The sequence below is a fragment of the Xanthobacter agilis genome (assembly GCF_021730435.1).
Taxonomy (GTDB): Bacteria; Pseudomonadota; Alphaproteobacteria; order Rhizobiales; family Xanthobacteraceae; genus Xanthobacter; species Xanthobacter agilis.
Window position 1 is genome coordinate 36846 of the sequence record NZ_JABWGX010000001.1, and the last position, 14139, is coordinate 50984.

Below are 14139 nucleotides of genomic sequence, written 5' to 3' on the forward strand. Positions count from 1 at the left end.
GCGCACGGGGTGTCACGCCGCGTATCGCTTCTGTATCAGTTTGTTTCAGCAAGGCCCCGGGGCAGGCGCACAGTCGCGACCAGCTCGCCGCCTTCGCCATTGGCGAGGGTCAGCGTGCCGCCATGGACGGCTGCCACCGCGCGGGCAATGGAGAGGCCGAGTCCCACCCCGCCGGTGGAGCGGCTGCGGGAGGATTCGAGCCGGACGAAGGGTTCGAGCACGGCGGTCAGCTGCGCCTCCGGAATGCCGGGGCCCTCGTCCCGCACCGTCAGCACGGCCTCGCCCCCCTCCTCCGCGAGCACGACATGCGCGGCGCCGCCATAGAGAATGGCATTCTCCAGCAGGTTCGACACCATCCGCTTCAGGCTGACGAGGCGGCCCGCCACCACCAAGTGCGGCGGGGCGGCAAGATCGGCGGCGCGGCCCCGGTCACGGGCGTCGTCCACCAGCGTCTCCACCAGCGCCACCAGGTCGAGCGGGCGCACCGGCTCCTCGCTGGCCTCGCCACGCAGGTAGGAGAGGGTAGCGTCCACCATCTGCTCCATCTCCGCCACGTCCGCCGCCATGGCCGCGCGCAGGACGGGATCGGCCACATCCTCCATGCGGAAACGCAGGCGCGTCATGGGCGTGCGCAGGTCGTGGGAGACTGCGGCGAGGGCCTGGGTGCGCCGCTCCATCAGCTCGGCGATGCGGGCCTGCATGCCGTTGAAGGCGTGGGCCAGCTCCCGCACCTCCTTGGGGCCTGTCTCCGGGAGCCGCGCGAGAGGGGCGGCCGGAGGCAAGGTCGCGACGGTCCGCGCCATGGCCCTGAGCGGCCGCGTCAGCCAGGCGGCGATGGCCAGCGACAGCAGCAGCACGCCCGTCGCCATGAGCGTGGTGGACAGAAACGACCCGTGCGTGCCGGTCGCCGGCGGGACGGAGGCGAACAGGCGGGCATTCAGCCAGCTGCCGTCCGGAAGGCGCACGGCGACGAGGCTGAGGTGCGGGTCGGTGCCCGCGCCCACCAGCACATCCTGCGGCCCGAGGTCGGGCGCCAGCGTGCGCACGTCGTCGGCGAGGCGCTGCCATCCCTCCACGGCATGGGAGCCGGGCGCAGCCATGGCCTCCCGGCTCCAGTGCGCGTCGATGGCGCCGCCGGACAGCTCATGGGCCACATCCTCCCGCTTTTCCGGCGCCGCCGCCGCGAGCGACCGGCGGAACGCGACGATCTGGTCGGCGAGGCGGATGGCATGGGCCGCATGGCGCTCGCGCTCCATGGCGTGCTCGTAGGTCCACAAGCTCAGCACATGCACGACGACGATGCCCAGCACCGCCACCACGGCGGTGCGCACGGCGAGGCTGTCCATGGCGCGGATCACGAGCGCTCCACCTCCGGAGCGAAGAAATAGCCGGCGCCGCGCACGGTCTTCACCATCTCGGGTCCGCCATGGGACTCGAGCTTCTTGCGCAGCCGGCTGACCTGGATGTCGATGGCGCGGTCGAAGCCTGTGGCGGTGCGGTTCTTGGCGGCGTCCATCAGCTGGTCGCGGGTCAGCACCCTTTGGGGGTGTTCGAGAAAGGTCAGGAGCAGGTCGTATTCGCCAGTGGAGAGATCCACCACGACCCCTTCAGGATTGGTCAGCTCCCGCCGGCGGGTGTCGAGCGTCCAGCCGGAAAAGGCGAGCAGCGTGCCCGCGGCGGCCGTCGCACCGCCTGAAGGCCGCATCCGCCGCAGCACCGCATGGATGCGCGCGAGCAGCTCCCGCGGATTGAACGGCTTCGCCAGATAGTCGTCCGCGCCGAGCTCCAGCCCGACGATCCGGTCCACGTCGCTGCCGCGCGCGGTGAGCATGATGATGGGCACGTTTGAGGTGCGGCGGATGTCCCGGCACAAATCGAGCCCGCTCACGCCGGGCAGCATGACGTCGAGGATGACGAGGTCCACGGGGCCTGTCGCCATGATCTCCCGCATCTCGCGGGCATCCTGCGCCGCAGTGACCTTGTGCCCGTGCTCGCGCAGGAACTTGCCGGCGAGGCGTCGGATCTCGGCATCGTCGTCGACAATCAGGATATGGCCTTCGGGGGACACGGGGTGACGGACTCCTGAAAGGCAGTCCTGCGCGCGCGACTGCTGCTCCACGGACAAGCCCTTTTATCCCAGCCTGCGTGCTTCGCGATACGCCGACGGCGCAGGCAACAGATCGCCCCGCCCCGGCGCTTGCTGCGCTCTCAGGCCCGGCCGCGCCGCGCCCGCGCTGATGCCCGCCGATGGGGCGTGCTCCCGTGAAAGACCATGCCAGCCAAGCCAGCCGGTATAAAGGCCGACCATCAGGATCAGCGCAGCGGAGGCATAGGGCGCACGCCGGGCGAAGGCGCTGAAGCCCGACCAGCGTTGCGAGACATGCCGGACGCTGAGCGCGGCGAGCACGCCGGCCGACACCAGCGTGAGCGCCAGGCCGATGCTGAAGCACAGGACCAGCACGAAGCCGAGGCTGAACGCCTTCAGCTGCATGCAGATCAGCAGCACGGTGATCGCCGCCGGGCACGGGATCAGCCCGCCCGTCAGTCCGAAGATGATGATCTGCCAGGTCGTCACCGGGCGGCCGGCAAAGCGATTGCGGATATCGGCGGCGTGGGCGCGTGCATGGGCGTCGTCCTCGTCGCCGAGATTCATGTGAGCATGGTCATGCTCCTCGAACGCGAGGGCATGGACCTCCTCCCCTCCATCGGCGCGGCGCAGTCGCAGCTCCACTGAAAAGGCATGGGGCTCGGGAATGTCATGCGCGCTCTCGATGAACTCGTCCCGGTTCACGAACGGGAAGACCTGACGGCCGCCGCCGGGCCTCAGGATTTCGAGAAAGACGCGGTCGGCGTCGGGAAGCGCGCATCCGGCGGGGCTGGAGATGCGCCAGCGCGGCGGCACGCCGTCCTCGAAGATGTTGAGCGCCAGCTCCCCCTCCGAGGTCGGGACGAGACGCGTCTCCTCCTCATGGTGGTGGTGATGCTCGTCGCTCTGCTCGCGCCACGTCCGCCAGGCCATCCAGGCGGCGATGGCGATGATCGCCACGGCCGAAGCCAGCTGAAAATAGGGTTCGCTGGCCTCTCCACCCCATTGCTGTCCGAAATACAGCCCTCCGATGGCAATGAGCCAGACCACCGCCGTGTGCGAGGTCGTTGCGGCGAGGCCCAGCAGGACGGCCTGGGTGAGCGTGCCGCGGATGGCGATGATGAAGGCCGCCATCATCGTCTTGGAATGGCCCGGCTCGAGCCCGTGCAGGGCGCCCAGCAGGATTGCCGAGGGGATGAACAGCCAGGCGTGCGCGGCCCCCTGCTGGAGCAGGTCTGTAAACGCAGTCATCTTGCTCTCAGATCACTTGAGGTAGGTCCGGACGACCTCGATCAGGTCGGCGGCGCCTTTGGCACGCTCGGGATCGGGCTCGGCGTCCGGGTTCACGACGTGATGCCGGATGTGGTCTTCCATGAGCTCCGCCGTCAGTCCGGTGATGGCGCCGCGCATGGAGGCGACCAGCATCAGCACGTCGGTGCAGCCGAGCTCGGCTTCCAGCGCGCGCTCCACGGCTTCGGCCTGCCCCTTGATCCGGCGAATGCGGGCGAGAAGCTTGGCCTTGTGCTTGATCGTGTGTGCCATTACGGATTTATAATATAGGGGGGTACCCTATGTAAACCACTCCCCTTCGTCTGCCGGACCATTCTGGGCCTATGTCGAGGCCGGGAGCCCGGTGACCCTCGATCGATGTGGGGACTTGAACGGGGCTAACAGCTTGGCGCCGTGGGCCCGACCTGTCATCCGCTGACGCAACATCGGATGACGATGCCGGTCCCTCGGACGGTGTCGTCAAGTGTTTCTGCCAAGGGAATGTCCCGTTTCCCGAGTTTTCGACCCGAGAGCGGGCCTAACATTCCAGACATTGCCCACATTTGGCCACAGCCGAGAATGTTCATTCGACCAAGATCGAGAGATTCTTGAGCGTAGATTGCAACCCGGCGTCGTGGTCTTCCTGCCGTATCCCTTCCGGAACATTTTCGCAGGTGATAGTCACCCTGGCTCCTCCGGGAACGGGCGAAAGGCTCCACTTCATCTTCATCTCGCCCGCGAAGGCCGGATCGTTTGATTCGAACCTAACAAGATGGACGATCTGCTCGTCCGGAGCCAACTCCAGGAAACACCCTTCGACGCCATCGGTGTCTTCCGAGGTCTTACCGCGGGTAGATCGATCCCCTTTGGCATAGGTCAGCGCCATCCCGTAGGCTCCGCCCTGGCGCGGTTCGAATTTGTAGATGTGTCCCGTCATTCCCTCGGGCGGGAGCCACTTCACCCATGCCTCCGAGTCAGTCCTTCGTCCTCCCGATACGCCTTTCATGAATCGGAATCCTTCGGCACCCCGTCCCCCACCGTGGACGGCTACAGCGATTTGGCCTGAATTCAAGTGCGCTGCCGACGTCGGCTCACACCCATACCAGAAATCAAAACGCGACATTCGAAAGGCGCGTCTTTTCAGAGCGCGGTGGCAACCATGGGCATGACGAAGCCCCACTCGGGAGCGGGGGACCTCGTGAAGTGTCCGGCCCAGACCCAATCCATTCGAGGACGCAGGTGGGTGGCCAGCACGGAAATCGACAGGCGAGACCCAGCTCCGAGTTGACAAGCGCGGCGCGTTTTCCCGCCAACATTTCTTCCCTATCAGCCGAGAAGATGCGCCAGCCAATAGGCAGCACCTGCCGCGAGACCGCCAACCAACAAAGTCTGCACGGCGGACCTGAAGGGGTTTACCCCCGTGAAGCGGCCTTTGATTGCACCGAAAATCGCCAGCGCGATCCCCGTAGTGAGCACGGACATCTTCAAGGCATCAGGGATGTTCGATACGGCGATATAAGGCGCAAGCGGGATGGACCCGCCAACGAGATAAGCGATCGCGATGGTCGCAGCGCTCAGCGGAGCGCGTTTCGGATCCGGCTGTTCAAGGCCGAGCTCGAAGCGCATCATGAAATCCGTCCAGCGCCGGGGATTGGCGCTGATCGCGTCAACCACGTTCGTCAGAGCGGCGCCCTCAAGGCCGTAGGTTTCAAATATCTGCCTCACCTCGTTTACCTCGAAATCGCGCTTATGCTCGATTTCCCAAGTTTCACGCGCTTCCTCCGACTTGAAATGCTCAATGTCCGTATGCGCGGCGAGATAACCGCCAAGCCCCATCGCGATGGCGCCGGCGGCGATCTCGGCAAGACCCGCAGTCACGATCACTCCGGTGTCACTGACGGCGGCAGACAAACCAGCGGCCAGGGCAAAAGGAACCGTCAGGCCGTCCGACATGCCGATGACGACGTCGCGGACGATCTCCGAGCCGCTAAAATGTTTTTCGATATGCGGAGTGGTCGGCATCGATAAGGGTCCTTTTTGAGGGCTATCGAGAAAGCCCATCCGGTGGATGTGGCTTGACGTATTGGAACCTTCGACGGAGGTCGTGCCACTCGGCCAATCGCGGCTGCAATCTGGCAAACGAAGCTGACGGAAGACTGACGCAGCCCGTTTAGAATCGGCCATCAAGCGGCTTTTCGGCGATGAGGTATCGCAGGATTGTGCGCACAGTCCGTCGGCCCCGCCGGCGCACTGCATCTTCAAGCATGCGGAGGCTTGGAACGGCGGCTCAAGGCTGTTCGGAAGAAACTGACGGCGACGGCCTGGTCTCGCGTTCTTGGCGCAGCCGGTACGAGACGGCGCCGTAGGTGGCGACGCAATAGGGGACCAGGAACGTCAAGCCTATCTTGGTCCAGTTGACCGAGCCGCCGCCCACGGCGGCATCGCCCTGGTTGATGAGATTGAGGATGGTGCCGACGACCACTGCCACCAGGAAGGAGCGGCACGGAATGCCGGACTGCGTTGCATAGGAAAGGAAACGCCGGATCATGCTGGTGCCGGATTTCTCGCCGCGCGAGCTGATGGGACACGTCACCCCGATAGCATTTGCATCAGGATTGCCGGCGCAATCCGGACCCTCGCACATCGTCGCCGTCGCATCAGTCGTCGTCTTCATCGCCGTGCTTCCGCCGGATCTGTTCCAGGCTGGCGGGGTCGTACTTCGCCTTCAGGCTGTCGCCGCGCGCGTTGGTCGCCCTGACCTTGTAGCAGCCGTCGTCGGAGCGGATCGAGAGCACGGTCCACCCCTCGCCCTCCAGCTTCTTCTGGAGCGCGTCGCGTGGCTGCCAGTCGGCCAGCGGCACGGTGCAGGCCCGATCGGCCGCCGCCGGTTCCGCGCCGAGGCACGCGGCGAAGACCACAATCGCGGCAACCCACGTGCGTCTCACCAAAGATCCTCCGAGGTGCGCAGCCCGCGAAATAGAAAGCACGCCCAACTGACGCCCACCTGAACGCTCATGCAAATTATCGGACCCCATCGGCTCGTCTCGCGCGCTAAATTGGCATGGAACACGCCGAGGCGACACATGCGGATCCTTCTCGTCGAAGATGACCCTGTCCTTGGGATGGCCGTGCGCGATCAGATCATCGCCGACGGGCATACGCCCGACTGGGTGACGCGTCTCGACGACGCCTCCGAGGCGATCCATGCCGCCGCCTTCGAGCTGGTCCTGCTCGACCTGATGCTGCCGGACGGACGCGGACTCGATTTCCTGAAGCGCCTGAGGGTGGCGGGCGACGTCACGCCCATCATCGTGCTGACGGCGCGGGACCAGATCTCGGACCGCATCGCGGCGCTCGATGCCGGCGCCGACGATTACCTGGTCAAGCCGTTCGACCTGTTCGAGCTCAGCGCGCGGATCCGGGCGGTGGGGCGGCGCTATGCCGGCAATCCCAACCCGCTCGTCACCCTCGGCGACATTGAGGTGGATCTTGCGGCCCGCTTGGTGCGGCGAGCGGGACGGCCTGTGGCGCTGACCGGCCGCGAATGGTCGCTGTTCGAGGCGTTCGTGCAACGGCCCCACCAGCTCATGTCGAAGCCGCAGCTCGAGGAGCGGCTCTATTCCTTCGACGCCGAGGTGGAGAGCAACACCATCGAGGTCTACATCGCCCGCCTGCGCAAGAAGCTCGGGGCGGAGGTGATCGAGACGGTGCGCGGCATGGGCTATCGCCTCGGCCCGCCTGAGGCGGGCGCATGAACGAGGCGGTGGGCGACGGCCGCCGCGGTAGCGGGTGGAGCCTGCGCCTGCGCTTGGGATTGTGGCTGGCGCTGGCGGTCACCGCCCTGTGGCTCGCCGCCGCCACCGTGGCCGGGCTGGTGCTGCGCCGCGAGATCGGCGAGGTGTTCGACAGTGCCCTGCAGGAGGTGGCGCAGCGGGTGCTGCCGCTGGCCTATGCCGAACTGCTCTCGCGGGACGGAGGCAGCGCGACCCAGCACATGGCACCTATCGGCCCCCACCGGGAATACATCACCTACGTGGTCCGCGACGCGGACGGCCGCGAGCTGCTCCAGTCGAGCGACGCCGACCTGATGCAGATCCCCCGCAGCCTCCCGCCGGGCTTCCACAGCACGGAGCGGCTGCGCACCTACACCGAGGCGGCCGTCAGGGGCACAATCCTGGTGACCACCGCCGAGGACCTCGGCCATCGCCGCGCGGCGGTCCGACGCGCGGTGGTCGCCCTGATCTGGCCCCTTGTCGCCCTGGTGCCCATCGCGCTCGTCGGGGTGTGGCTTTCCGTCCGCCTGTCCTTGAGGCCCGTCATCACCTTTCGCTCGGCGATCGAGGAACGGGGCCGCGGCAATCTCGCGCCGGTCGCAGCGGTGGGGCTGCCGGAGGAGATCGCACCCGTCGCGACATCGGTCAACGCCCTGCTGGAACGCCTGCGCGGTGCGCTCGAAGCCGAGCGCGGCTTCACCGCCAACAGCGCCCATGAGCTCCGGACGCCCATCGCCGCCGCACTGGCGCAGACCCAGCGCCTCGTCGCTGAACTGCCGGGCGGCGCGCCCCGGGAACGGGCCCGTTCAGTGGCGGTCGCCCTGAAGCGTCTCTCGCGCTTGTCCGAGAAGCTGCTGCAGCTGGCCAAGGCCGAGGGCGGCGGCCTCCTCGCCGAAACCCCGACGCCCCTCGCGCCGGTGCTGCGCCACGTGATCGCGGACATCGACCGGCTGACTGACCGGGGCGAGGACCTGATGGTCGAAATCCCGCCGGACAGCGGCCTTGTCTGCGACCTCGATCCGGACGCCTTCGCCATCCTCGCCCGCAATCTCATCGAGAATGCGTTGAAGCACGGCACGCCCGGCACGCCCGTGCGGGTGCGGCTGGCCGACGGCCTGTTCGAGGTCTCCAATGGCGGCCCCGTGGTGCCGGCCGACCGGCTGGCGCGCCTGATCCGCCCGTTCGAGCGCGGCCCGACGGGGGCGGAGGGCTCCGGCCTCGGCCTTGCCATCGTCGCCGCCATCTGCCGCGGCGCTGGCCTGACCCTCGACCTCGCCTCGCCGATCCCGGGCGAAGCCGACGGCTTCCGTGCCAGGGTGCGCTTCGCGGCCGTGCCTCAAGCCTGACGGGAAGCTGAACGCAGATCTGCATCGGCTTCAGGTGGCCGTCAGGTGCGAACGCGAGGGTGCTTCCGGTCAACACCAACCGGGAGATGGTCAATGAAGACGCGCACCCTGATCGGAGCGGCGCTCCTGCTTTCCACCACGGGTATCGGCGTCGCACTGGCGGCGGCGGAGGCTGATCACCTGACCTCAAGCCATCACGAACGGCATGATGGCGCGACGTCATCCGCCATCGAGGGGCGCCCGATCCGCTTCGCCGAAGAGTCCCATGAGCGGCGTCGTGACGGCGAGCATCGCGGACGCCGCCACCACGATGACGATGAGGATGATGGCGAAGACGACGAGGGTGGCCGCCGCGGCGCAATCCCGCAGGCCGGCCCGGCTGATCCCAATGCGCCGGTGCCCGACAACGGCTTCTTCAACGGCAAGGCCCGTCCCAAGGTCGAGGTGCAATGAGCACCTCGCCGCGCCCGACCTTCTCTCCCTTGAGGAACAGACCGATGAAATTCGTCCTCTCCGCTGTGGCCGCCACCACCGCCTTGATCGCCCCGGTGGTCGCCGAGGCCCGCCAAGTCACCTTCGAGACCACCCTCAAGGCCTATGGCGGCAACGGCGCCTATGTGGTGCTCTACGTCACCGATGCCGCCGGCGTCTACAAGGGCACCTTGTGGATGGCCGGCGGCAAGGCGAAGTACTATCGCCACCTCAGCGACTGGCAGCGCGTCTCCGGCGGGCGACCGACCGAGATCGACGGCATCACCGGCGCCAGCATCGGCTCAGGCAGGACGCTGAAGATCAGCCTCGACCTCGCCGATGCCATGATCGACGCCGGATACAAGGTCCATGTCGACACCGCCGTGGAGGACGGCATGGACAATCCCTCCGAGGTGATCGTACCCCTCGATACCGCAGCCTCCGGCAAGCTGGCGCCGGGCAAGGGCTACGTCAAGTCCTTCACGGTCACCTTCTGAAGCGATCGGACCTGATCCATGCTTCGCCGCATTCATGCGCTGCCGGGCGTCGTGCTCGCGCTCGGCCTTACCGTCATGGCCCTCACCGGCGTGGCGCTTTCCGTGCAGCCGGCGCTCGACCGTCTCGCATCACCGGCGATTCCGGTCGGCACCAGCGTCGCCGCCCTCGCCGAGGCGGTGGCGGCGCGTCACCAGGGCATCGATTCGATCCGCGTGCGGCCGGACGGCGCCGTCACGGTCGCCTTCACCGACGGCGAAACGCGCGGCGTGGAGCGGGTCGATCCGGCGACCGGGGCCGGGCTTGGTCCCTACCATGTCTCAGAAACGACACGCGTCATCACGAATCTGCATCGCGCGTTTCTGACCGGAGATGCGGGGCGGGCCGCCACCGGCGCCGGCGCGCTCGCCATGCTCGTGCTCACCGTCTCCGGCACCCTCCTCCTCGCCCGCCGCCTCGGCGGAGCGGGCGCGCTGCTGCAGTCCATCCGAGGCACACCGGCCCAGCGCTGGCACGGCGAGCTCGGCCGTTTCGCTGCCGCTGGCCTCGTCCTCTCATCCCTCACGGGCGCGTGGATGTCGGCGAGCAGCTTCGGCCTCATCCCCGAACACGAAGCCGCCGCGCCCATGGTGTCGGCGAACGGCGGCGCGCCTGCTCCGGCCGGCACGCTGGCGGCGCTCAGGGCGACCGATGTGGCGAGCCTGCTCGAGCTGACCTTCCCGGCACCCGACGATCCGACCGACACCTACGGCCTGCGGACAAGCCGGGGCGAGGCGCAGATCGATGCGGCGACGGGCGCGGAGCTGTCCTTCACCCCGGCGACGACGCTCGACCGCCTGAACGGCATGATCCGTACCCTCCACACCGGCCAGGGCGCCTGGGTGCTCGGGCTCGTGCTCGGCCTTTCGGCGGCGGCGGTTCCGGTGCTCGGCGCGACCGGCATCGCAATGTGGTGGCGCCGCCGCGCCGCCCGGCCGCGCATCGCGATGAACGCGCCCGCCCGTGCTGCCGACACCGTCCTCCTGGTGGGCAGCGAAGGCAATTCCACCTGGGGCTTCGCCGCGACGCTGCACGACGCGCTGACTCGCGCCGGCCACCATGTCCACACCGCGGCCATGAACGATCTTCAGCCGTTTTCCGCCGTCACCGAACGCCTGCTGCTCCTGGCCGCGACCCATGGCGACGGAGCGGCGCCCGCCTCGGCGACGGTGTTCCTGTCCCGGCTCGCGCGGCAGGAACGCCGCGTGCCGGTGGCGGTGCTCGGCTTCGGCGACCGCTGCTTTCCGCATTTCTGCGGCTACGCCGAGGAGGTGTCGGCTGCGCTCACGGCAAACGGCTGGCCGCAGCTCCTGCCGATGAAGCGCATCGATCGGCGTTCGGCGCAGGAGTTCGCCCAATGGGGCCGCGACCTCGGTACCGTGCTCGGTCACGACCTCAAGCTCGAGCACGTCGCCGAGCCGCCGAAGACGGTCGCGCTCGAACTCGTCGAACGCGAGGACTATGGCGTGGCCGTCGGCGCGCCGGTGGCGATCCTGCGCTTCCGGAGGCCAGGAACGGACGGCAAGGCCGGACGCCTGCCGTCGTTCGAGCCCGGCGACCTCGTCGGTATCCTGCCGCCGGGCCATCCGATGCCGCGCTTCTATTCGCTGGCGTCGTCGTCGTGCTACGGGATGCTGGAGATCTGCGTCCGCCTGCGCGCAGGCGGGCTCTGCTCGACCTTCCTGCACGCTCTCGCTCCCGGCGATCGCGTGGAGGCTTTCATCCGCGCCAACCCGACCTTCCGGCCGGCCGCGGGACGGGCGCCGCTCATCCTGATCGGCGCCGGCGCCGGCATCGGTCCGCTCGCCGGCCTGGTGCGCGCCAATGCGGCCGGTCGCCCGGTCCACCTCTACTGGGGCGGCCGCAGCCCGTCGTCGGATTTTCTCTACGAGCACGAACTGGCCCAGCATCTCGCCGAGAAACGCCTGACCTCGCTCCAGACCGCCTTCTCACGCGGTCCGGATGGCGGCGCCTATGTGCAGGATCGCATCGCCGCCGACGCGCCTCGCCTGCGCGAGCTGATCCGGCAGGGCGCGCAAATCCTGGTGTGCGGCGGCCGTGACATGGCCCAGGCCGTGACCTGGGCACTCGATCCGATCGTGCGGCCACTCGGCCTCGACCTTCCCACCCTCAAGTCGTCTGGACGCTATGTCGAAGATGTCTACTGATTCAGCTCAAGGCGCGCTGGAGCCCCGCCGCCACGCCCTCAGCGGCCCCGCCATGGGCGCGCGCTGGTCGGCGGTGTTTTTCGCCGTAGGCGGCGTGGACGAGGGGGCGCTCACCCGCCGCCTTCAGGGCACCCTCGACCGTGTCGAGCGCCAGATGTCCACCTGGCGGCCGGATTCCGACCTGGAGCAGCTCAACGCCGCCCCCCTCGGCACCTGGGTGGCCATTCCCCGCGAGCTGATGGGCGTGCTCGCCGCGGCCCTTGAGATCGGCCGCCTGTCGGGGGGCGCGTTCGACATCGGCGTGGGCGATCTGGTCCAGGCCTGGGGCTTCGGGTGCGGCACGCGCGTGCCCGACGGCGGACGCATCGCCGCGCTTGCGGGGCGTCCCTCCTTCGAGCCGCCGAAGACCCTGCAGCTCGACCCGGCGGGCTACCGCGCGCGCCGGCTGGCGCCGCTGCGGCTCGATCTGTCCGGCATCGCCAAGGGCTTCGGCGTGGACGAGCTGGCGCGGGAGATGACGGAGGCGGGCCTGTCCTCTTGGCTCGTGGGCATCGACGGGGAGATGCGCGCGGCGGGCACGAAGCCGGATGGCCGACCCTGGGCGGTCGCCCACGAGACGCCAGTCCCCGGCGTGCGGGACGTCCTCGGGGTGCTGGAGCTGTCCGGTGCCGCCGTCGCAACCTCGGGCAGCTATCGCCATCAGGTGGAGGTGGCGGGCAGGAGGCTCTCCCACACCATGGACCCCTCGCGCGGCGCGCCATTGGAGAACGACCTCGCCGCCGTCACCGTGCTCAGCGACACCTGCATGGCCGCCGATGCCTGGGCGACGGCGCTGATGGTGCGCGGCGCGCAGGACGGCCCGGCCCTCGCCCGCCGGCTCGGCCTCGCCGCGCTGTTCGTCGGGAGCGAGGGAGAGGTGGTGGCGACGTGGCCGTGACCAGCCATGCCTCATGGACTGGCGGCGCAATCCTGCCTCGGGTCCATTCCCTTGCGTCCTCTCAATGCGGCCGCAGCCGTTTCCGGGTGTTCTTCCCGGTGGAGGTGCCCGCTCAGGATCAATGGCGAACCGTCGGGGTGTGAAAGGAAACCGGAGACATGAGACACATCAAGCAGGTCCTTGTTGGCCTCCTCGCCCTCGTATCGCTGCTGTGGGTCGCGGCCGAGCCCGGGGTGTTCCAGTCAGCCGGGTTCTTCGCGATTCGGGCGGTCGCCGTGCAGTACACGGGCGTGCTCGCCATCGCGCTCATGAGCGTGGCGATGATGCTGGCGCTGCGTCCGCGTTGGCCCGAGCGCTGGATGGGCGGCCTCGACAAGATGTACCGGCTCCACAAATGGCTCGGCATCACCGCGCTCATCGTTGCCATCATCCACTGGCTGTGGACGCAGGGGCCGAAGTGGGCCGTGGGCTGGGGTCTTCTGGAGCGGCCCGCCCGTGGGGACCGCCCGCCCATCGAAAACCAGGTGGAGGCCGCTTTCTCAAGCCTGCGCGGCACCGCCGAGGGAGTGGGCGAATGGGCTTTCTATGCAGTTGTGGCGCTGATCGCGCTGGCGCTGGTCCGGGCCTTTCCCTACCGCTTGTTCTATAAGACCCATCGCCTGCTGGCGCTCGCTTATCTGGTGCTGATGTTCCACTCGGTGGTGCTCCTGACCCTCGCCGACTGGATGACGCCGCTCGGCGCCGCGATGGCGGTGCTGCTGGCCGGCGGCACCTTCTCGGCCGGGGTGGTGGTGGTGCGCCGCGTCGGCGCAGCGCGGCAGGTGAAGGGACGCATCGCCGAACTCACCTATTATCCGGGCGTGAAGGCGCTCGAGACCGTCATCGACGTGCCCGCCGGCTGGCCGGGCCACCGTCCCGGACAATTCGCCTTCGCCATGTCGGATGCCTCCGAAGGCGCGCATCCCTACACCATCGCCTCGGGCTGGCACCCGGACCATCCGCGGATCACCTTCGTGACCAAGGAACTGGGCGACCACACCAGGGGGCTGAAGGAGCGGCTCAAGGTGGGCCAGGAGGTGCGGGTGGAGGGGCCATATGGCTGCTTCACCTTCGACGACGATTGCCGCAGCCAGATCTGGATCGGTGGCGGCATCGGTATCACGCCGTTCATCGCCCGCATGAAGCACATGGCCTTGCGCGGCGAGGCGCCCGACTGGCCGCAGGGCCAGGTCGCCGATCTGTTCCACACCACCAGCGATGTGGACGAGGTGGCGCTTGCAAAGCTCGCCGAGGATGCCAGAGCTGCCCAGGTACAATTGCATCTGCTGATCGACGCGCGCGATGGCCGGCTGACCGGCGCCCGCATCCGCGATGCCGTGCCGGACTGGCGTGACGCCAGCATCTGGTTCTGCGGCCCGGCCGGCTTCGGGGCGGCGCTGCGGGCCGATTTCGCCACCGAGGGCTTCCCGGTGGATAAGCGCTTCCACCAGGAACTCTTCGACATGCGGTGAGGGGCCTCGGCACACTCGCAATGGATGCGTTCAGGCTCGTGTCA

15 protein-coding genes are annotated in these 14139 nt (G+C 68.2%); 7 read left to right on the forward strand and 8 right to left on the reverse strand.

Annotated elements, in window-relative coordinates:
* Nucleotides 1-35: 35 nt before the first annotated feature.
* The 8 genes from HUW53_RS21920 to HUW53_RS00200 form a co-directional block, all read right to left on the reverse strand.
* Complete coding sequence (locus HUW53_RS21920) at nt 36-1358, reverse strand: ATP-binding protein (RefSeq protein WP_237343720.1); 1323 nt, start codon at nt 1356-1358, stop codon at nt 36-38.
* On the reverse strand, nt 1355-2068 hold the full coding sequence (locus HUW53_RS00170) for a response regulator (protein WP_237343721.1): 714 nt from the start codon (nt 2066-2068) through the stop codon (nt 1355-1357). The genes HUW53_RS21920 and HUW53_RS00170 overlap by 4 nt, the downstream gene beginning before the upstream one ends.
* A gap of 63 nt (nt 2069-2131) precedes the next feature.
* The gene (locus HUW53_RS00175; RefSeq protein ID WP_237343722.1) at nt 2132-3337 is read right to left on the reverse strand and encodes a nickel/cobalt efflux transporter; all 1206 of its coding nucleotides are present in this window, start codon (nt 3335-3337) and stop codon (nt 2132-2134) included.
* 12 nt (nt 3338-3349) lie between these two features.
* On the reverse strand, nt 3350-3628 hold the full coding sequence (locus tag HUW53_RS00180) for a metal/formaldehyde-sensitive transcriptional repressor (protein WP_237343723.1): 279 nt from the start codon (nt 3626-3628) through the stop codon (nt 3350-3352).
* 310 nt (nt 3629-3938) lie between these two features.
* Nucleotides 3939-4478 carry an SRPBCC domain-containing protein gene (locus HUW53_RS00185; RefSeq protein ID WP_336885705.1) on the reverse strand — a complete coding sequence of 180 codons (540 nt, stop codon included), beginning with the start codon at nt 4476-4478 and terminating at the stop codon, nt 3939-3941.
* 203 nt (nt 4479-4681) lie between these two features.
* Nucleotides 4682-5377, reverse strand: a complete 696-nt coding sequence (locus HUW53_RS00190; RefSeq protein WP_237343724.1) for a VIT1/CCC1 transporter family protein — start codon at nt 5375-5377, stop codon at nt 4682-4684.
* A gap of 265 nt (nt 5378-5642) precedes the next feature.
* Nucleotides 5643-6029: a nitrate/nitrite transporter NrtS gene (nrtS, locus tag HUW53_RS00195; protein ID WP_237343725.1), complete on the reverse strand. Its 387-nt coding sequence runs from the start codon at nt 6027-6029 to the stop codon at nt 5643-5645.
* Nucleotides 6013-6300, reverse strand: a complete 288-nt coding sequence (locus tag HUW53_RS00200; protein WP_237343726.1) for a PepSY domain-containing protein — start codon at nt 6298-6300, stop codon at nt 6013-6015. The genes nrtS and HUW53_RS00200 overlap by 17 nt, the downstream gene beginning before the upstream one ends.
* A 138-nt stretch (nt 6301-6438) precedes the next feature.
* On the opposite strand from HUW53_RS00200, the gene HUW53_RS00205 reads away from it, so the two are divergent.
* The 7 genes from HUW53_RS00205 (at nt 6439) to HUW53_RS00235 (ending at nt 14095) form a co-directional block, all read left to right on the forward strand.
* Nucleotides 6439-7110, forward strand: a complete 672-nt coding sequence (locus HUW53_RS00205; RefSeq protein ID WP_237343727.1) for a response regulator transcription factor — start codon at nt 6439-6441, stop codon at nt 7108-7110.
* Nucleotides 7107-8474 (forward strand): ATP-binding protein, encoded by a 1368-nt coding sequence (locus tag HUW53_RS00210; RefSeq protein WP_237343728.1) that lies wholly within the window; start codon nt 7107-7109, stop codon nt 8472-8474. Before HUW53_RS00205 ends, HUW53_RS00210 begins: the two co-directional genes overlap by 4 nt.
* Nucleotides 8475-8567: 93 nt before the next feature.
* Complete coding sequence (locus tag HUW53_RS00215) at nt 8568-8927, forward strand: hypothetical protein (RefSeq protein WP_237343729.1); 360 nt, start codon at nt 8568-8570, stop codon at nt 8925-8927.
* Between the two features lie 44 nt (nt 8928-8971).
* Nucleotides 8972-9442, forward strand: a complete 471-nt coding sequence (locus tag HUW53_RS00220; RefSeq protein ID WP_237343730.1) for a DUF2271 domain-containing protein — start codon at nt 8972-8974, stop codon at nt 9440-9442.
* 18 nt (nt 9443-9460) lie between these two features.
* Entirely contained in the window at nt 9461-11647 is a 2187-nt protein-coding gene (locus tag HUW53_RS00225) for a PepSY domain-containing protein (protein WP_237343731.1), read from the forward strand.
* Nucleotides 11628-12584, forward strand: a complete 957-nt coding sequence (locus HUW53_RS00230) for an FAD:protein FMN transferase (protein WP_237343732.1) — start codon at nt 11628-11630, stop codon at nt 12582-12584. Before HUW53_RS00225 ends, HUW53_RS00230 begins: the two co-directional genes overlap by 20 nt.
* Before the next feature lie 158 nt (nt 12585-12742).
* Nucleotides 12743-14095 (forward strand): ferredoxin reductase family protein, encoded by a 1353-nt coding sequence (locus HUW53_RS00235; protein WP_237343733.1) that lies wholly within the window; start codon nt 12743-12745, stop codon nt 14093-14095.
* The last annotated feature ends 44 nt before the right edge of the window (nt 14096-14139 follow it).